The organism is Marinobacter sp. bablab_jr008 (genome assembly GCF_016464145.1).
In the GTDB taxonomy this organism is placed as follows: Bacteria; Pseudomonadota; Gammaproteobacteria; order Pseudomonadales; family Oleiphilaceae; genus Marinobacter; species Marinobacter nauticus.
Genome location: NZ_JACDWW010000070.1, coordinates 117,844 through 137,447 on the forward strand (window position 1 = coordinate 117,844; position 19,604 = coordinate 137,447).

12 protein-coding genes are annotated in these 19,604 nt (G+C 59.6%); 8 read left to right on the forward strand and 4 right to left on the reverse strand.

The features are described 5' to 3' along the window. Positions 1-349: 349 nt before the first annotated feature. Positions 350-754 carry a VanZ family protein gene (locus JIF53_RS13695; RefSeq protein WP_199452884.1) on the reverse strand — a complete coding sequence of 135 codons (405 nt, stop codon included), beginning with the start codon at positions 752-754 and terminating at the stop codon, positions 350-352. 95 nt (positions 755-849) lie between these two features. Here JIF53_RS13695 and cysZ point away from each other — a divergent pair, with 95 nt between their 5' ends. From cysZ to JIF53_RS13720, 5 genes are all read left to right on the forward strand, one after another. Next, complete coding sequence (gene cysZ / locus JIF53_RS13700; protein ID WP_011787023.1) at positions 850-1,599, forward strand: sulfate transporter CysZ; 750 nt, start codon at positions 850-852, stop codon at positions 1,597-1,599. 18 nt (positions 1,600-1,617) lie between these two features. Then, complete coding sequence (rapA, locus tag JIF53_RS13705; RefSeq protein WP_199452886.1) at positions 1,618-4,479, forward strand: RNA polymerase-associated protein RapA; 2,862 nt, start codon at positions 1,618-1,620, stop codon at positions 4,477-4,479. A 138-nt stretch (positions 4,480-4,617) separates the two neighbouring features. Beyond that, complete coding sequence (locus JIF53_RS13710) at positions 4,618-7,065, forward strand: acyl-CoA dehydrogenase (RefSeq protein WP_199452888.1); 2,448 nt, start codon at positions 4,618-4,620, stop codon at positions 7,063-7,065. Between the two features lie 14 nt (positions 7,066-7,079). Continuing rightward, positions 7,080-7,460 carry a fluoride efflux transporter CrcB gene (crcB, locus tag JIF53_RS13715; RefSeq protein ID WP_114433684.1) on the forward strand — a complete coding sequence of 127 codons (381 nt, stop codon included), beginning with the start codon at positions 7,080-7,082 and terminating at the stop codon, positions 7,458-7,460. Positions 7,461-7,720: 260 nt separating this feature from the next. Next, a complete protein-coding gene (locus JIF53_RS13720) occupies positions 7,721-7,927 on the forward strand; it encodes a cold-shock protein (RefSeq protein WP_008172950.1) in 207 nt (68 codons plus the stop codon). Positions 7,928-7,989: 62 nt separating this feature from the next. Here JIF53_RS13720 and JIF53_RS13725 read toward each other — a convergent pair whose 3' ends face one another. Beyond that, complete coding sequence (locus tag JIF53_RS13725) at positions 7,990-8,793, reverse strand: dienelactone hydrolase family protein (protein WP_199452890.1); 804 nt, start codon at positions 8,791-8,793, stop codon at positions 7,990-7,992. A 260-nt stretch (positions 8,794-9,053) separates the two neighbouring features. On the opposite strand from JIF53_RS13725, the gene JIF53_RS13730 reads away from it, so the two are divergent. The 3 genes from JIF53_RS13730 (at position 9,054) to JIF53_RS13740 (ending at position 14,440) form a co-directional block, all read left to right on the forward strand. Further along, a complete protein-coding gene (locus JIF53_RS13730; protein ID WP_199452892.1) occupies positions 9,054-9,665 on the forward strand; it encodes a Yip1 family protein in 612 nt (203 codons plus the stop codon). Positions 9,666-9,876: 211 nt separating this feature from the next. Continuing rightward, on the forward strand, positions 9,877-11,604 hold the full coding sequence (locus tag JIF53_RS13735) for an alkaline phosphatase D family protein (protein WP_199452894.1): 1,728 nt from the start codon (positions 9,877-9,879) through the stop codon (positions 11,602-11,604). Between the two features lie 103 nt (positions 11,605-11,707). Beyond that, a complete protein-coding gene (locus JIF53_RS13740) occupies positions 11,708-14,440 on the forward strand; it encodes a cation-translocating P-type ATPase (RefSeq protein ID WP_199452896.1) in 2,733 nt (910 codons plus the stop codon). Here JIF53_RS13740 and JIF53_RS13745 read toward each other — a convergent pair. Beyond that, positions 14,421-16,841 (reverse strand): xylulose 5-phosphate 3-epimerase, encoded by a 2,421-nt coding sequence (locus JIF53_RS13745; protein ID WP_199452898.1) that lies wholly within the window; start codon positions 16,839-16,841, stop codon positions 14,421-14,423. The genes JIF53_RS13740 and JIF53_RS13745 overlap by 20 nt on opposite strands. A gap of 150 nt (positions 16,842-16,991) precedes the next feature. Then, on the reverse strand, positions 16,992-19,595 hold the full coding sequence (locus tag JIF53_RS13750; protein ID WP_199452900.1) for an EAL domain-containing protein: 2,604 nt from the start codon (positions 19,593-19,595) through the stop codon (positions 16,992-16,994). Between the last annotated feature and the right edge of the window lie 9 nt (positions 19,596-19,604).

Consider the following 19,604-nt stretch of genomic DNA (forward strand, 5'->3'; position numbering starts at 1 on the left):
GGCAACTGCCGTGTTGCCATTCCTTGCTGCCGTTCCCTGGTGCCAGCATCCGAGCCGGCGATCCGATTCGTTATCCCTTAAGCGAAGCGTCCCTGTGTCCCTGCTTCTCCCCGCAGTCCGTGCCGGGGTGCATCCAGTGCGTCGTCCTTTCCCTGTCATCCTTGACGGTGTTCATATTACCAATGCCAGCTTTACAAACGTGTGAACTATGCACGCAGAACGCGTTGCCGAACTCGTCAAACATGGGAAAGTTGTTACAAATCATTCATGTAGACTTTGGTTTGTAACTGGAATTACAGACTGCGTACGAGATATCACAGGGAGTTCCTACAGGTATGTAGGAAATATCTCACAAAGATTCGGGCGATTTTCGCAAATCCGATTCTTGAGCCAGTCGCAACCCAGGCCAGGGTAGCAGGCCAAGGCCGATGCCAACGGCATCCGCTGTCAGATCCGCGAGGGAGAAATCCCGGTACGGCAGGTTGGCTTGCACCACCTCCAGTATCAGGCCGAAAGCCAGCAAGGCGGGGGCGTACCAGAGCACCGAAAGCCGCGGCCATGCCAGGCGGGTCAACAGGGTGAGCTCCAGAAAGGCAATCAGGTGATTGATCTTGTCATTGGGCGCCGCGGGGATGGGGTAGCTGTTGCTGGTGGTAGCCAGATAAAGGATCGCAGCAATGGAAACAAACAGTGCTGCCTGCCAGAGCCGTTGCATGGTCAGAATGGAAACAATAATGGAACGGATGCGGGGCATAGTGGAATCCAGGCGTCCTCGCGGGCTGTGGGAATGGTTTCGACATGATATGCTTTGCGCCCCGTTATTGTCATGGCAGCGGAGGAACACCAGTAATGCTCAAGGGTAACTTTTTTCGTGGACTGGGCTATCTGGGGGAAGGCTTCGGGCTGATTCGCCAGCCGGGCCTCCGGTTGTTTGTGGTCATTCCGCTGATCATCAACATTCTGCTTTTCGGTCTGCTGTTCTATTTTCTGGCCGAGCTGTTCACCGCCATGATCGCCGCGGCCATGGCCTGGTTGCCAGACTGGGCCTGGTTGCAGGCACTCGACTGGCTTTTCTGGCTGCTGTACGGCGTGGTGATTCTGCTGATGCTGGCCTATGGCTTTGTGATCGTGGCCAACCTGATCGGCTCTCCCTTCTACGGCTATCTGGCAGAACTCACCGAGAAACAGCTGACTGGCCAGGAAGTGTCTACGGACGATAGCTGGTCCGCCATTATCAAGGACATTCCCCGCGCGCTCTGGCGGGAGGTTCAGAAGATTGCCTATTACCTGCCCAGGGCCCTGGGCTTGTTCATTATTGGCCTGATTCCTGTGGTCAACCTGGTGGCCGCTGTGCTCTGGTTTTTGTTCAACAGCTGGATGATGGCGCTGCAGTATGTGGATTATCCGGCCGACAATCACAAGGTCAGCTTTCCGGCTCTTCGTAAACTGTTGGGCGATACCCGGCTGTCGGCTCTCGGTTTCGGCCTGCCGGTTGCCCTGGCGGCGATGGTGCCGGTGCTCAACCTGTTTGTGGTGCCAGCGGCGGTGTGTGGTGCAACGGCCTATTGGGTTCGGGAAAACGGTTCAAACACTCAGTAATCAGTCATCGGAGGTTTCTTGGAAACATCGGAATTTGTCATCGGCCAGCGTTGGGTCAGCCACAGCGATACTGCCCTGGGTCTGGGTATCGTAACGGACATCTCGGGGCGCAGAGTCACCCTGGGGTTCCCCGCTGCCGATGAAGAGCGCACCTATGCCATCGATAATGCGCCCCTGTCACGGATCGTGTATCAACAGGGCGAGGAAATAGAGACCTTTGACGGTGAGCGCTATACCGTGCGGGCAGTGGAAGAGCTCGATGGCGTTCTGGTGTACCACGCCGATGACGGTGAGAATATCCAGCCGATTTCCGAGGTTAAGCTGGCGGGCTCTGTGAACTTTTCCGCGCCCCATCAGCGCCTCTTTGCCGGCCAGTTTGACCGCAACGGTGCCTTCCGGCTACGCGTCGCCACCCTGCAGCACATGGACCGTCTGCGGGCGTCGCCGGCCCAGGGGCTGATTGGGGCACGCACCCAGCACCTGCCACACCAACTCTACATTGCCCACGAAGTAGCGCGTCGGCATGCCCCCCGGGTGTTGCTGGCCGATGAGGTAGGGTTGGGAAAAACCATTGAGGCAGGTCTGATTCTCCATTATCAGCTGCAGACCGGTCGAGCCCGCCGGGCGCTGATTGTGGTGCCCGATTCTCTGATCCACCAGTGGCTAGTGGAAATGCTTCGGCGTTTCAATCTGCGCTTTTCCATTATTGATCAGGCCCGGTACGACGACCTCAAGGCCGAAGAAGATGATGTCGACGCTCTGGTTAACCATATTTTTGGCGATGACGATGCGGTTAACCCTTTCGAGTCTGACCAGTTAGTGCTGTGTAGCCTCGACTTCCTGGTGCGCAGCGAGAAGGCCCGCAAAGATGCGGTGGCGGCGGGCTGGGATCTGATGGTGGTGGACGAAGCTCATCACCTGGCCTGGTCGCCGGAACAGTCCAGCCCGGAATACGATGTGGTTGAGCAGTTGTCCGGTGCCAGCCAGGGCCTGCTGCTGCTGACCGCAACACCGGAACAGATCGGCGTGGCGAGCCACTTTGCGCGCCTGCGCTTGCTCGACCCGGCCCGGTTCCACAATCTGGAGACCTTCCGGGAAGAAGAACAGCACTATGAAGTGATCAATCAGGTGGTTCGGCGCCTGCAGCAGGCGCCGGATACTATCTCAAAAGACGATCGGCAGGCCCTGGCCGGTTGGCTGGGAGATGAGCTGGACGAATTGCTGGCCCGGGATGATGCCCACCAGGCGGTGATCGATGCGTTGCTGGATCGTCACGGCACCGGGCGAGTGTTGTTCCGGAATACCCGGGCCGCCATTCAGGGCTTCCCGGAGCGACAGCCGTTACCGGAACCCCTGCCGTGCCCGGACCTGTATGAACACCATCAATACGGTGTCACCGGGCTGGCGCCTGAGCAGGCAGTGGATGAAGAAGACTGGCTGGCCCAGGATCCCCGGGTGAGCTGGCTGGAGAAGAAACTGGTCAGCCTGCGCCCGGCCAAGGTGGTTGTGATCTGTGCCAAAGCCAGCACGGCCATGGCACTTGAGCATTATCTGCAGTTACGGGCCGGTATTCGCAGTGCAGCCTTCCACGAACACCTTAGTCTGATTGAGCGCGACCGGGCCGCGGCTTATTTTGCCGATACAGAGCAGGGGGCACAGGCGCTGATCTGTTCGGAAATCGGCAGCGAGGGCCGCAACTTCCAGTTTGCCCACCATCTGGTGCTATTTGATCTGCCGGCCAATCCGGACCTGCTGGAACAGCGCATTGGTCGCCTGGACCGGATCGGCCAGACCGAAGCGATCCGTATTCACATCCCCTATCTTCAGGGAACCAGTCAGGAGGTTCAGTACCGCTGGTTCCAGGAAGGGCTGAATGCGTTTGCCGAGAGTTGCGCGGTGGGGGTTGCCGTTCAGGAACACGTTCATGACCAGTGGCAGCAGGCCCTGGGCGGTGACGAGAGCGAGCTGGAGCCTTTGTTGGCGGCCAGTGCAGCCGAGACGGCGCGCCTGAAAGACATGCTGCACAACGGTCGGGACGCGCTGATTGAACTGAATTCCTGTCGTGTTGATGAGGCTGAGGCGTTGATCGCCGGGATCGAGGAAGAGGAGAACGCCGCTGAAGTCCGGGACTACATGATTCAGGCTTTCGATATCCTCGGCGTTGACCTGGAAGACCATAGTGAGCACGCGGATATCCTGAAGCCTGGCGAGCAGTTCCAGGCCGGCCTGGTGGCGGAGCTTCCCGAAGACGGGCTGACCGTTACCTGGGATCGTCAGCAGGCGTTGCAGCGCGAAGATATGGCGTTCATGAGCTGGGAGCACCCAATGGTCACCGGCGTGATGGATTCGGTGAACAGCTCCGGGCTGGGCAAGGCTGCCCTGGCCAATCTTTCGGTCAAGGCCCTGCCACCGGGTACGCTGCTGCTGGAAGCCGTATTCGCGGTGCACTGTCCGGCGCCCGAATCCCTTCAGCTGACCCGATACCTGCCGGTTTCACCCCTGCGCCTGGTGGTGGATGTGAATGGCCGGGATCTGTCCAAGGCTCTGCCCCATGAACGGCTGAATGAGCTTTGCTCCAATATCCGTCGACGCACGGCCCAGGCCATCGTGCCGAAAATCCGGGCCGAGGTGGAAACCATGGTCGACCACGCCGAGACACTGGCGGAGCCGCATCTGTCTCCGCTCCGCGAACAGGCGCTGGCGAGGGTAGATGACAGCTTCATACCGGAGATTCGGCGTCTGGAAGCACTGCAGAAAGTGAACCCGGCCATCCGCAACGAAGAAATCGACTTCCTGCGCAGCCAGCTGGAGGCCGCTCGCAGTGCCGTAGAACATGCGTCTCTGGCCCTGGAAGGTATCCGGGTGATTGTCACATCGTAATGGTGCTAACCGACTGAGCGCCGGTCATTATCTGGCGAACAGACATCTGTTAGGGTAAGTTGAACGTAACGAAGTGTAGTCAAAGGGCTCCGGCACTGGCCGGAGACTCCAATCCATGGAAGACAGAGAGATCCTGAGATGACTTTGATTCTTTTTCTGGTGGCTCTGGCCGGCCTGTTGTACGTGATGCGCCGGGAATCCGGTGCCAAGCCCGCCATTGGCGTGATGGTCGTGGTGGGTGTGCTGTCCCTGTTTATGGCCTCTGGCTGGCTTGCCTTTGTACTGCTGGCTGGTGCGGCCATTACTGCTTTGGCGGGTCTGCCCCAGTTCCGGCAGAGCTGGCTCACCCCGCGGGTGTTTGCCATGTTCAAGAAGGTGGCGCCCAAGGTGTCTGACACTGAGAAAGTAGCCCTGGAAGCTGGCACCGTTGGCTGGGATGGCGAACTGTTTACCGGCCGCCCGGATTGGCACAACCTGCTGATTAACCGTCACACCGGTCTGAGTGAGGAAGAACAGGCCTTTGTCGACAACCAGTGCACCCAGGCCATTTCCATGTGTAACGCCTGGGATCTGGCGGTTGAGCGTGCCGATCTGCCCAAGGAGCTCTGGGATTTCCTGAAGAAAGAGAAGTTCTTCGGCATGATCATTCCGAAGGAATACGGTGGCCTCGGGTTTTCCGCCAAGGCCCAGACTGCAGTGCTGCAGAAGCTGGCCGCCAACGAAATGCTGATGGTCACCGTCGGGGTGCCCAACTCCCTCGGCCCGGGCGAGCTGCTGGTGAAGTACGGTACCCAGGAGCAGAAAGACTATTATCTGCCGAGACTGGCCGATGGCCGGGAAGTCCCCTGTTTTGGCCTGACCGGGCCTCGCGCCGGCTCTGATGCCACTTCGCTGCCAGACACCGGCATCGTCTGCAAGCAGGAAGTGGATGGTAAAGAAGTGGTGGGTATCCGCCTGAACTTTGAAAAGCGCTGGATTACGCTGGCGCCGGTGGCCACCGTGGTCGGGCTGGCCTTCCGGATGTTTGACCCCGACGGCCTGCTGGGCGAGACCAAAGATTATGGCATTACCTGTGCGCTGATTCCCCGGGATACCGAGGGCATGGAAATCGGCCGGCGCCATTGCCCGATTGGGTCCCCGTTCATGAACGGCCCGATCAAGGGCAAGGATGTGTTCATTCCGCTGGACTACATCATTGGTGGCCAGGAAATGGCCGGTCAGGGCTGGCGTATGCTGGTTGAATGCCTCTCGGTAGGTCGCTGTATCACCCTGCCGTCCGGTGCGGCCGGCGCCGCCGCCTATGCTGTGGGCACGGCCGGTGGCTTTACCCGAATCCGGCGTCAGTTCAATACGCCGGTGGCGGAAATGGAAGGGGTACAAGCCCCGCTGGCCCGCATTGCGGCTAAAACCTACATTGCTCAGGCGGCGGTCAATCACACCGCCAACATGATCGACCGGGGCGAGAAGCCGGCAGTACCTTCGGCCATCCTCAAGTATCACCTGACTGAGTTCCAGCGTGAAATTCTGACCGATGCCATGGATGTGCACGGCGGTAAAACGGTGACCCTTGGTCCCCGTAATTACCTGGGCATCGGCTACAGCGGTGCGGCGGTGTCTATCACCGTTGAGGGTGCCAATATCATGACCCGCAGCCTGATGATCTTCGGTCAGGGCGCCATCCGTTGTCATCCGTACGTGCTGAAAGAGCTTGCCGCGAAGGACAATGATGATATCAAGGCGTTTGATGAGGCCTTCTTTGGTCATGCCGGGTTGATCTTTGGTAATGCGGCCCGTGCCTTTACCCAGGCACTGGGGCTGGGCAAGGCTGATGTACCGTTCGACAGTGCCTCCCGCAAATATGCCCAGGCTCTGGCGCGGTTCAGCTCTGCCTTCGGCCTGTGTGCCGATGCGGCCATGACAACCCTGGGTGGTGAGCTGAAAATGCGTGAGCTGATTTCGGCACGCCTGGGTGACATGCTGGCGAATCTGTACCTGGCTTCCATGGTGCTGAAGAACTGGCACGAAACCCAGCCGGTGGACGGCGAGAAAGAGCTGATGCAGTACAGCCTGGCCTACCTGCTGCATCGCACCGAGCTGGCGCTGGACGAGTTCCTCCAGAACCTGCCGAACCGGCCGGTGGCGTTGGCGCTGCGGGCTATCACCCTGCCGCTGGGATGCCGTTGGGATGCGCCCCATGATGAATTGGCGCGCAAGCTGGCCCGTTCCATCACCACGGATACTCCGGTTCGCAACAAGCTGATGGCTGGTGCCTGGACCACCGACGGCGAAGGCACGGTGGAAAATCCGGTCGCCCGCTATAACGGTCTGCTGAAGGACTACGACAAGGCCGAGCAGCTATATCGTAAAGTCACCAAGGCTTACGCCAAGGGCGAACTGCCGATGACCGCACTGCACCCGGAAGAGCGTTTCGAGGCGGCCCTGGAGGCGGGCGTATTCAGCAAGGAGGAGGCCGACTTCATGCGGCAGTATGAAGAGGTGGTGCTGGAAATGCTCACCGTGGATGATTTCCCGTTTGACGAGTTTGCCCGTAACCGGGAAACCCTGATCGACCACAACCCGGCCTGAGGCGGCCGGGTAGCATGTGGTGGTCGGTTCTTGCAGTCAGCGTTGGCGCCGTCATTGGCGCCAACCTGCGCTGGGGTCTTGGGCTATGGCTCAATGCCAGTTATCACGCCGTTCCCTGGGGCACACTGGTTGCCAACCTTAGTGGTGGCTGGCTGATTGGCCTGTTGATGGCTTTTTTCAGCCAGAGCAGTGTGCTTTCGCCGGAATGGCGTCTGTTTGCGGTGACAGGTTTGTGTGGCGCCCTGACGACTTTCTCGACCTTCTCGCTGGAGATGTTCGCCGCGCTTCAGGAAGGCAAGTGGGGCATGGCCCTGGTCGGAATTCTGGCCCACGTGGTTGGCTCTATCCTGATGACAGCACTCGGGTTTCTGACCTTTTCCCTGGTGCGTGGGTAAGCCTGCGGGCCAGTCAGAATCTGTGGGTATCACTACCTACACAAATTATTGAAATTACGCTTGGCAAGCCCGAAATTCCAGAGTAGAGTGGGTTCGTAGGAAAGAATCAGTAAAGCAGTTCATGAATAAGACGTACCTCCGCAGTTAGTAGTGACCGTCCTGTTTTTGATCCCGCGAGTTCTGTTTTTCCGTTACACGCTGACCAGCACCCTATGAGTGTGTGGCAGCAGATAATATGATTGATTTCAGGAAGTTTAAGTATGTCTACTACTACCGGTACTGTTAAGTTCTTCAACGAAGCAAAAGGCTTTGGCTTTATCACTCGTGAAGGCGGCCCGGACGTATTCGTTCACTACAGCGCCATTCAGGGCTCTGGTTTCAAGACCCTGGCCGAGGGCCAGCAGGTCGAGTTCACCGTAACTCAGGGCCAGAAAGGTCCTCAGGCGGAGAACGTTGTTGCTCTGTAATCCCCTGAGGATTCAGCAATAACCCAAAAAAGGCAGCCGAGGCTGCCTTTTTTGTTGCCTGTTTATTCCCCGAAAATTTCCTCGTAAAAGCGCATGGTGCCCTGCCATGAGCGCCGCGCAGCCGCTTCATCATAGGCGATTGGCATGTCGAACTCTGCCGCCACCTTATCGGCATTGGGATTGGTAAAGGAATGCTTCACGCCAGGGAAGCTGACCAGCGTCAGATCCACTTCGGCATTCTGCATTTCCCGAACCAGCCCGGCCACCTGTTCCGAGGGAACCATGTCATCTGCGCCGCCTGTGTAAACCTGCACTCTTGCTTTCACCGTGCCAGCTTCGGCCTGCAGCGGGCTGCCCAAGGCACCGTGGTAGCTGACTACGCCATCCAGATCCACGCCCATGCGAGCCATGTTCAGGACCACGGCACCACCGAAGCAATAGCCCTGAGCGGCAATACGGTCCGGATCCACGCTGTCATGGTTCTGCAGAAGTTCCTTGGCTTTCAGGAAGCGGGCTTTGACCTGCTCCATATTGCGGGTCGCCTCCTGCATGAACTTCTGGGCGGTATCCGGATGGTCGGCCTGCTTGCCGGAGCCATACATATCCAGTGCGAAGGCGGTGTAGCCGGAGGCCGCCAGCTTTTCTGCCTGTTCCCGGGCAAAGTCGTTGTGGCCCCACCATTCGTGTACTACCAGCACGCCGGGGCGTTTCTGGTCGAACTCGTCGTCCCAGGCCAGGTAGCCGGTGAAGGTTTCGCCATCTACGGTGTATTCAATGGTTTCGGTCTGCATTTCGGCAAGCGCCTGTGTACTGGTCATAAAAAGAGAGAGGATTGCTGTTGGTACTGCGGTTCTGATACGGATCATCGCGTTTGGTACTCCTTGCCAGGGTTGGTGACACTTCCATGGTTACGTTGGCAGCCAGAAAACCGATGCAGGCCTGGAGGCATGCCATATTTTCAGAACTAAACGGTCTTATAGGCCAGATCTGATAAGTAAAGAGCATCAATGCCGGCTTTCCCGAATCTGATTCTTGACTATAGTTAAGAGCAGGAACGGTTTTAAGTCCGAAATGGTTCGGGCACCGTATCCACCCATACCAACAACAGCAATAAAGGGGGTGGTTTATGCTTCTGTCCCATGCGTTTGGTCTCTTCACCCACCCGGAAGATGAGTGGGTATCCATTAAGAAAGAACACGAACATCCAACTCGTCTTTATGTGGCGTACGTAGTCATTCTGGCGGCCATAGCGCCGATCTGTGCTTACATCTCGACGGCCCATTTTGGTTGGTCTATCGGTAACGAACGACTGATCAAACTCACCGAAATCAGCGCGCTCCAGATGAGTGTTCTGACTTACCTCGCCATGCTGGTTGGCGTCTTTGCCCTGGGTTATGCCATTAACTGGATGGCGAAAACCTATGGCGCCAAGGAAGAACACGTGCCCTCCAACGGCATTGCCCTGGCTGCCTATTCCTGCACTCCACTGTTCCTGGCCGGTTTCGCGCTGCTGTACCCGGTACCCTGGTTCAATGCGGTGGTGTTCCTGGCAGCGGCCTGTTATGGCGCCTGGTTGATGTACGACGGCTTGCCGATCGTCATGGGCATCGAGAAGGAGCGGGCGGTCATGTACGGAGGGGCTCTGCTCACGGTGGCACTGGTGATCCTGGTATCCACCCGAGTCGGTTCCGTCATTCTCTGGAACCTGGGGCTCGGGCCGGTGTTCGTCAGCGGCTAGCCAAAAACGTTGTTCACTCTGACAAAACGGGAGCTTCGGCTCCCGTTTTTTGTGACTGCCGTCTGCTTGCGATGCACCTGTCGGAATTTGCCACAGCCCTGTCGCAATCCGGCAACGCGTTCTTCATATCTCTGGTCTAGCTTTTCAGGCCAACCGGTTTTGGTTTCCGGGCACGATAAAAAGCATATGACGAACATGACAGGGGTGGACAATGGCTAGACTGACGAGACGGGATTTTCTGAAAGCATCGGCACTGGGTATGGGGGCGGTGGCGATTTCCAGCGGCCTGGCGGGGTGTGTGCTGGACAGCGACGACAAACGGCGGGTTGATTTTACCCATGGTGTGGCCAGTGGTGATCCGCTACAGGACAGCGTTATTCTCTGGACCCGGGCCGTGCCCGAGCGCGGCAGCAAGGTGAAAGTAGGTTGGGAAATCGCCACCGATGCGGAGTTTGCCTCGGTGGTGCGCTCAGGAACCGCCGAAACCACCGACGCCCATGATTTCACCATCAAGGTGGATGCCCAGGGGCTGATTCCGGGCCAGCGCTACTTCTACCGTTTCCGCTCTTCTGGTGCCACCTCTCCCGTAGGTGCCGCGTCTACCTTGCCGGAAGGGGCGGTAGAGCAGGTTCGACTGGCCGTGGTGTCCTGCTCGAACTACCCGGCCGGTTACTTCCACGTTTACCGGGAAGTGGCAAACCAGACGGACCTGGATGCTGTGGTTCACCTCGGTGACTATATCTATGAGTACAGCAGTGACCCGGACAGCTATGCCTCGGAAGACGCTCAGGAGTTGGGCCGTACCTTCCCGGAGAACAATAACCGGGAGTTGCTGACACTGGCCGATTACCGCCGCCGGTATGCCATTTACCGGGAGGATCCGGACCTGCAGCTGGCACATCAGCGGCTACCATTCATTGTGGTGTGGGACGATCATGAAGTGGCCAACGACACCTGGCGCAATGGTGCTGAAAATCACGATGACTCTGAAGGCGATTTTGAGCAACGCAAACTGGCTGCTCTGCAGGCCTTCTTCGAATGGATGCCGATCCGGCCGGTAATCGAAGGCAACGACGAGGCCATCTATCGCAGCTTCCGCTTTGGCGATCTGGTGGATCTGCATATGCTGGATACGCGCATTATCGGGCGCGATCAGCAACTGGATTACCTGAACTATCTTAGCGAAGCCGGCCTGAATGTGGATCAATTCACGGCCGATGTGACCGATCCAAACCGGACACTGCTGGGCGCTGAACAGCGCCTGTGGTTGCAGAACAAGCTGGCCACGTCGACCGGGCGATGGCAGGTGCTGGGACAGCAGGTGTTGATGGGGCGTATGGATCTGCCTGCTGAGTTGCTGCTGGCGATTGCCACTGAAACGTTTGACGATTTGCCGGCAACACTTCAAGAACTCGCGACATTAAAAGGAATGCAGCTGCAGGGTATGCCACTGACGGAAGAGCAGGAAGCCCGAATCGGCACAGCCGCACCCTACAATCTCGACGCCTGGGACGGCTATCAGGCAGAAAGAGAAGTCGTTCTGGGCATGGCGCGGCAACTCGACAAAAACCTGGTGGTGCTGGCCGGAGACACACATAACGCCTGGGCCAATAACCTGAAAGATATGAATGGCAACCAGGTGGGTGTGGAATTTGCCACCGCCTCAGTGTCTTCGCCCGGACTGGAGGACTATCTGGGACTGCCTGATGCCATGATTGCCGATGCGGAGCAGGGCATTGGCCTGCTGGTGGATGGTCTGGACTACCTGAACATCAATCAACGTGGTTATATGGTGGTTACCTTCACACAGGAAGAAGCCCGGGCCAACTGGTATTTCGTGGATACCGTCAAGAGCCGGGAATACACCGTTGATAACAGCCGGTCCGCGGCGCGGAAGAGCTTGCCGGGCGCCGGGAATCGAACGGTCGATCCGGTATAGCCAACCGGGCGCGGCTATACCGGCCATCGGTTTGATCTGGCGCATTGGCGGTATCGGCAGAATCCTGTGTAGTTAACCCAGGCCTTATGCAGGGAGCAGGGATATGTCAGAAGTCAGTACGTCGGGTTCAAAGGGTTCGGTGGCCAGGGGGGAGCAGTCTCAGGCCTGGCATGCCATAGCCGCAGAACAGGCGCGGGTGTTTCTGGATGCACCGGAGCCTTTGACCGACGAAAGCGCGCAGGCCAGGCTGGAGACCTTTGGTCCCAACCAGTTACCAGAGGGTAGGACGTCCGGCCCCCTGGCCCGTCTCGGGCGCCAGTTACGTAATTTCCTGATCTACGTACTGCTGACCGCAGCGGCCATCACCGGTGCCCTCGGGCACTGGGTGGATGCCGGGGTGATTCTGGCGGTAGTGATTATTCAGACCCTGGTCGGCTTTATCCAGGAGGGGCGGGCCGAGCAGGCCTTATCGGCTATCCGTCATATGCTGGCTCCCCGCGCCCGTATTGTCAGGGCCGGCGGCCAGCATCAGGTGGATGCGAGTGAGTTGGTGCCCGGGGATACCGTGCTATTGGAAGCCGGTGACCGTGTGCCCGCCGATATTCGCCTGGAAAAAACCAACAACCTCAAGATTGAGGAAGCCATACTGACCGGCGAATCCGAGGCGGTGGACAAGTCCCCCGACCCGGTGGAGGAGCAGTCGGCTCTCGGCGACCAGACAGGCATGGCGTTCTCCGGAACCATGGTGGCCACAGGCACAGCCCGGGGCGTTGTCGTGCGCACTGGTACGCATACCGAGATCGGCCGCATTTCCGGCCTGCTGGCGGATACCACAAGCCTGAAAACTCCCCTGCTTGAACAGATGGACCGGTTTGCGCGGGTGCTTTCGCTGATCGTTGTAGCCGCCGGCATTATCATCTTTTTTGGCGGACTGGCGTTCAGTGGTCTGGAATTCCGGGAGCTGTTCATGGCCGTGGTGGGCCTGACGGTGGCGGCCATTCCCGAAGGCTTGCCGGCCATTCTTACCATTACCCTCGCCATTGGGGTGCGCCAGATGGCCCGTCGCAAGGCGGTAGTTCGCCGGATGCCGGTGATCGAAACCCTGGGTGCGGTATCGGTCATCTGCTCGGACAAGACCGGCACACTCACCCGTAACGAAATGATGGTGACCACGGCCGTGACTGGCGGTGAGCGTTATGAGATTACCGGCGAAGGTTATGGTACCGACGGCAGGGTCTGCCGGGAGGGCCAGCCGGTCACTGGCGATGGGGTGCTGGCTGAGCTTGCCCGGGCAGCTGCGCTGTGTAATGACGCCAGCATCATTGGCAAAGACGGGCAGCCTTCTATCCATGGTGACCCCATGGAAGCCGCGCTGAAAGTGTTTGCCGGCAAGGCGGAATTTGATCACCTGAACAGTGCCACCGCCTGGCCGCGAGTGGATGAGGTTCCCTTCGATACCCGCATACGGTTCATGGCCACATTGCACCACGACCACCACGGCCACGGTATTGCCTATCTCAAAGGTGCTCCGGAACGGATCCTGGCTATGTGCGCGCACCAGGTGTCCCCGGATGGTGGAACCGAGTCGCTGAGCAAAGAGCACTGGGAACAGGTCATTACGGAGATGGCTTCCGAAGGTCTGAGAGTGCTGGCACTGGCGCGCAGGCCAATGGCGAAAGGCAGCCGGGAGCTGGTGGTGGAGGAGCTGGAACAGGGCGCGGAACTGCTGGGGGTGGTGGGTTTGCTGGACCCGCCCCGGCAGGAGGCTATCCGGGCTATCGAGGAGTGCCATGATGCCGGTATTCGGGTGAAGATGATCACCGGCGACCATGCCTTGACGGCCGGTGCCATTGCCCGAAAACTCGGGCTGCGCAATACCGACCGGGTACTGACCGGCAATGAGCTGGATGAGCTGGATGAAGACCAGCTCCGGGATCTGGCCGGCGAGGTGGATGTGTTTGCCCGCACCAGCCCCGAGCACAAACTTCGGTTAGTGAAAGCGCTGCAGGCACTGCACGGTGTGGTGGCCATGACCGGTGATGGGGTCAACGATGCACCGGCACTGAAGCGCGCTGATGTCGGTATTGCCATGGGCGTAAAGGGTTCGGAAGCGGCCCGGCAGGCGTCATCGGTGGTGCTGCTGGATGACAACTTTGCCAGCATTGCTGCGGCTGTCCGGGAAGGGCGCACGGTTTACACCAACCTGCGCAAAGGCATCGCCTTCATGCTTCCGATTAACGGCGGTGAATCCGTCAGCCTGATCACTGCCTTGTTACTGGGACTCACGCTGCCCATTTCCGCCTTGCAGATTCTGTGGGTGAATATGGTCAGCTCAGTGCTGCTGGCCATGACGCTGGCGTTTGAGCCGCCGGAGCCCGGCGTCATGCGACAACCGCCAAGACCCCGGGATGAATCCTTGCTGCAGGGTTTTGTGGTCTGGCGGGTAGCGTTTGTCTCCCTGCTGTTTCTGGTGGGTATCTTCGCGGCCTGGTTCTGGGTGATGCATCGCCATCAGGATCCGGTGCTGGCCAGCACATTAGCGGTCAACACCCTGGTGGCGATGGAGGTCTTTTATCTGTTTGCGGTGCGTTATCTTGATAGCGCCTCAATTACCCTGCGGGGGGTTCTCGGCACGCCCGTTGTGCTGGCAGCGATCGCGGCGGTCGTGGCGTTGCAGCTGTTGTTCACCTATCTGCCCTGGTTCCAGAGCACCTTTACCACCGCTGCTCTGAGCCTGGAGCAGCTGGCATTTTCCGTGGTGGCCGGTGTCGTGGTCCTGGTGGTGCTGGAGCTGGAAACCGCGATACGCAACCGGCTCAAGGCAGCCCGCGGGTAATCACTCCCGGATCCCCTCGGCCCTCCACAGCGGCCAGTTCGGCGCTGGAAAGCCATTCTCCGGGAGGTTTGTCCATCACCTCGGCGCAGGCCGCCAGGGCATGGCCCCATGAGCAGCGGTTGGCGAACAGCATGCCTGCTTCATTCAGCGTGCCGCCCCGGTTGATATAACCCAGCACCCGGGATTGTCCGGGTTGCGGGAACAGTGTGTGCAGGTGTCCGCGGAACACTTCCGGCCGCATATGGGTCAGGGCGACCCGCCGGTGCATGCGATGAGGGAAAAGGCGCTCACGCTCAAACTCGGTCAGGCAGGAGGCCGCTTCCATCGGATCCCGGGGTTGGCGGAAGCGCCCGGGTTCCTGCAGGTAGACCAGCCGGAACGGTGTGCCGGTCTCGCGCAGACGCTCGCAAGCCCGTATGGCCTCGGAAAGCTGATAGGCGCCGTTGGCAATCAGCAGCAGGGGCTCCTCGCCAGCCGAGGTATCCTCGTCCACCACCAGGGCGCCATGTCGGGCCAATGCTTCAGCTTCGCTGCCATTGAACACGCACGGGCGCTCCCGTTTCGGGATAACGAGGCAACTGATGCGGCCCCGCTCCCGGTAAACCGATGGCAGAATCGCCAGGGCGCTGTTGTAGTCAGCCGGGAAAATCACCCGGGAGACATCGCTCATTTCTCCCAGTAAAGCCTCACAGAAGCTGGTGTCCTGGTGGGATTGCTCGTTCTTGCCGTTTTCCCATGTGTGCGAGGTGGCAATCACTGGCAGTCCCAGCCATTGGGGTGGCCGGCCCACTTCTTTCTGATGTCGGGCGAAGATCAACTCCTGGCGGATAGCGCCGAGCATTTTCACGCAGAAGGCTTCGTAGCTGGCCACCAGATTCAATCCCGCTTTATTGGCCAGGCAGGCAGAGACGACCGCCTCTTCATTCAGTGCCGTAATGATCTTGCCGTGTACTGACTCGGCCTCGTTCTCCGGGTCGTTCACGCGGTGCTTGAGGCTGTCGAGCACGCCTTTGAGTCGATTGCTGGCGAGTTCGTCCGGGTTGCCGACCCGGGGCCGGAGTTCCGGGTTGTCCGCGACCAGCGCCTTGAAGAATTCATCAACGGCGGTCATGGGGGAACATTTGTTCTGAGCCCAGGGCAAAACCGGAATGGCGGGTTCGGCGGGGCGGCGCAGCGCCAGCGGGTGATCCCGCTCCAGCGGCCGGCCTTGCTGGCCGTGTTCGTTCAGCTCGTCCACCGCCAGGTGCAGCTCCTGCGGTTTGACCCAGAGTGGAGCGGTATGCTCATTGAACAGCTCCCGGGATCGGGCATCCATGCGTGGACTACCCGGCAGAGGCAGATTGTGCGCTGCGTTTTCTCCGGCGCCAAAGAAACCATAGCCTTTTACGGTCTCGGCGATGCCGTAGGGTATGCGAACCGGGTAGCTGGTCTCACCTTGTTGCGCGGCGGCGCCATGGGCTGCAAGAGCCTGCTCCATGTCGTACATGGCGCAGACAAAGGCGGCGGGGTCACGGCCGTCGAATCGTACCGGATCAAAACCCCGGTGTTGCAGGTGCTGCTCAAACCGTTCCAGACCCTCACGGGTACCAAGCTCGGTTCGTTGTTCAATGCGCCGGCCATTGGCGATCATCACCGGCAGGACCAGGCCGCAGTCCTCGGCCCGCCACCATCGGGGTATCCAGTCACTGCCGCGCTGCTCTTCAGCGGCGCCATCGGAGAGAAAGGCTACCAGGGATTCCCCGGGCAGCGGCATATGGGCGTACTGCAACTCGGCAAACCCGAGATAGCCACCTTCGATAATGCCTCCGGCGGTGTGGGGGTTCACGTGGCTGCCCAGGGGCGCAGCCATGGTACCGTCCGGTTTCTGGCGATAGCTGTAGAAGTCGGAGGCCAGCCGCGACAAGCCCTCGGGTGCCAGGTAACGGGTGCGTTGCTCGGGATGCAGATTGCCGGTCAGCACGTTGAGGGCATCCACGGCGGCCACGCAATGCCCTTGCCCCATCAGCCAGCTGCGGGTTGTTCCGGTCAGATTGTTGAGGGCCAGATAGGCCGCGTAGGCGGGCACCATGTTCAGGGCGCCTCCGGTATGGCCTTCCGGTGAGGCCTTGAAATCCTGGGCAGCCAGGGGCGCACCGGCAATGTCCACCCGGTTGCAATAGGTCATATGTACCACCAGCCACAGGCCGGCGCTGGTGAGCCGGTCCAGGGCAATCAGCTTCCGGTAAACCGTGTCTTCATCCGGTTGGTGCCCGGCGCTGACCAGTTTGCTGGCCAGTTCCCGGACTCTGGCGGAGGTCTGTTCGGAGTGCCGGATAACGCCATAGCCCTGCTGCCAGCACTGGAAGGCTGAGCCTGGTGTTGCCTCGTTGGGCGCCGGAGCTTGTTCAATTGGCGATGACATGACGGCCTCCATGGCTGATGAGTGTGAAAGAAGTGTAAAACGGACCGCGGGCAGCCCCCTTGATGCAGGTCAGTCGTATCTGCATCTTTTAGCATGCACTGAGCTGGTGCTGTATCTCGGGGGGAGGGTAGGATTGGGCGATGTCGGCAGTTAACGGTTTTTGTGTTCCAGGCTGAACGGGCGGCCCCAGTAATAGCCCTGCCCATGCAAGCCCGGGAACTGGTGTAGCCAGAGGGCGATGGTTTCGTCTTCCACGCCCTCGACCACCACATCCAGATCCAGGGCTGTGCCCAGTTCCAGGGCCGCGCGCAGGATTTTCTGTCTCGACGGGTAATCCAGCACACCCTCCAGGAAACTCCGGTCGATTTTCAGCTCATCCAGCTCGAACTGTGCCAGGGCTCCGAGTGAGGAGTGGCCGGATCCGAAGTCATCCAGTGCAATCCGGAAGCCCATCGCGCTCAGGGTTCGGATGGTACTGCGGGCCGTGTCCGGATCGGTCATCATGGCGGTTTCAGTAATCTCCAGGCTGACATTGGCCGGTTCCAGCTTGTGCCGTCGAACGATGGCACCGGCTTCCTCGTGGAACAGGCTGTGGGCCAGATCCTTGGCGGAAATGTTCACAGCTACGGTGATATCGCGGCCATACTGTTCACGGAGCTGGTGACTGTCCCTGCAGGCACGGTCCAGCACCCAGAGTGTAACCGTGTGAATGATCCCCACTTCCTCGGCCAGGGGAATCCACTGGCTGGGCGATATCCTGCCGAATTCCGGGTGCTGCCAGCGAATCAGGGCTTCCAGTGAGCCAATCCGGCCATCGCGGATGTTGATCTTGGGCTGGTACTCCAGCCACATTTCGCCGGAACGCAGCGCTTGTTCCACATCCAGCATCAGCATTTGCTGGCGGTATTGCCATTCGGCAATGGCCGGATCATAAACCACCAGCGGCAGGCTTTCGTCCAGTGAAGCAAAGCCGGCACAGGCGAGTACGCCGGCCGGTTCCGCACCGTGTTCCGGGGCGTGGGCGACGCCAACCGAGGCGGCCCAGGAAAATGAAAAACGGCCTTCTCGGAAATTTTCGGATAACCAGCGGCTGATGGCCTGCAGGCGTTGTCTCTCCAGCGCCTCGTCGGGGTGGCGCAACAGGGCAAAGGCATGGTTGACGGTATCCAGGGTAGCCACGCTGTAACCGTTGATCATGACCAGTTGATCGCCCACCGTTTGCTTGAGATACCGGTTGAGTTGCCGGAGATACTGCTTCAGGAGCTCTTCTGCGGCACGGTAGCCCAGGGCCTGTTCCAGTTCATTGAACCGGGCCAGGCGGATCATGCACAGGGTGTAGGGCGTTTTGTGGCAGTCCAGCGCGCCCAGGGTTTCCTCCAGCATGGGCCTGTTTGGCTTTCCGGTTACCCTGTGGGTTTTCAGCAAACGGTCATAATCACGCTCGATGCTGGCCCGGAGTTTCTGTTCCTCCTGCACACGTATGTCCGAGCTCAGACGTTTCTTGCGCTCTTCCAGCAGCAGTTTACCCACACCACTGGTCAGGATCAGGGAGCCGGTGGCTGCGCCCAGGAAAAAGGCGGAGTCGGTCACCGCATTCACGGGTAGCCAGCCAACGGTACGAAGTGATGACGTGACAGCCCCGATCACGATCGCCAGTACCGACAGGGCATAGTAGCGGGCGTAAACGTGGCTGTTCAGTTGGCGCAGACTCAGGGCAAAGATGAACAGCCCGCCGACGGCACTGCTCATCAGGAAGGCATGTTGCCCCAGGAAATGAAACCCCAGAGGCGCAGCCAGCAGGTGCGCTCCGGCAAGAAGACTGAAGGCCCGGAGTATCCGGGCTTCAGTGCGGGCCAGTTGGAGGAAGTGTGGGGTGAACTCGCATAGCGCGATCAGGCACAGCGGCAGACTGATGCTGAGCAGGGCATTGAGCTCTGGCACTGCCGGCCAGATCAGCCACAGGCCCAGGCCGTCCATCACCAGCTGGCTGTAGATAACACTGATCATCAGCACGCTCAGCCAGGCCAGGCCTGGTCGGCGGAGCTTGGCCACAATACTCAGGTTGAGTAAGAGTGCAAACACCAACAGGCCGGTGACAAACGATTTCCAGGCGGTGATGGCAGTGCCAGCACCGAGCGCCTCAGCGCTGTCTGACAGGGTGACCGGCAACAGCACCGGGCCGCGATTCTGCACTTCCATCAGCAGGGTGGTGGTGCCCGGTTGCAGCGTGACCGGCCAGACCCACTGCGGCAACGCCAGGTAGCGTTGATCGAAGGGATATCGATCGCCCATCGCAGGCAGGCGTTCAATCTGGCCGTCCGGGTGAATCAGGGCCGGCTGCAGGTGATCCAGGTAGGGTGCGGGCACCGTCACCTGGCTGGTCGCAGGTTCTGACGCCGGGTTCTCAAGTGTCAGCCGGAACGTGGCGGGCTTGTAGGGGTAGCCGATTCCGGAATAGCCGGTATCCGTGCGGCTCCAGGCTTGGGATTGCCAGAGTTTGTCTTGCAGTACTTTGCCCAGAGGGTGGATCAGATATTCGATCTGGCCAGTGATCCGGGGGCCGGTTGCGGAGCTGTCGGTTTGAACCGAAGGACTGACCGACAGGGTCGGCAGTTCCTGCCAGAAGGTGGTGGCAAGTCCGTACGTGATGGCCAGGAGAAGGATGACAAACGGAAATGACTGGTGCAGCCACGCCGGTAATCTGCCCGAGCGGGTTTCCCTGGAGAGAGTCTGGCCGAGCGACGGAGAGTCCATCCTGAACGC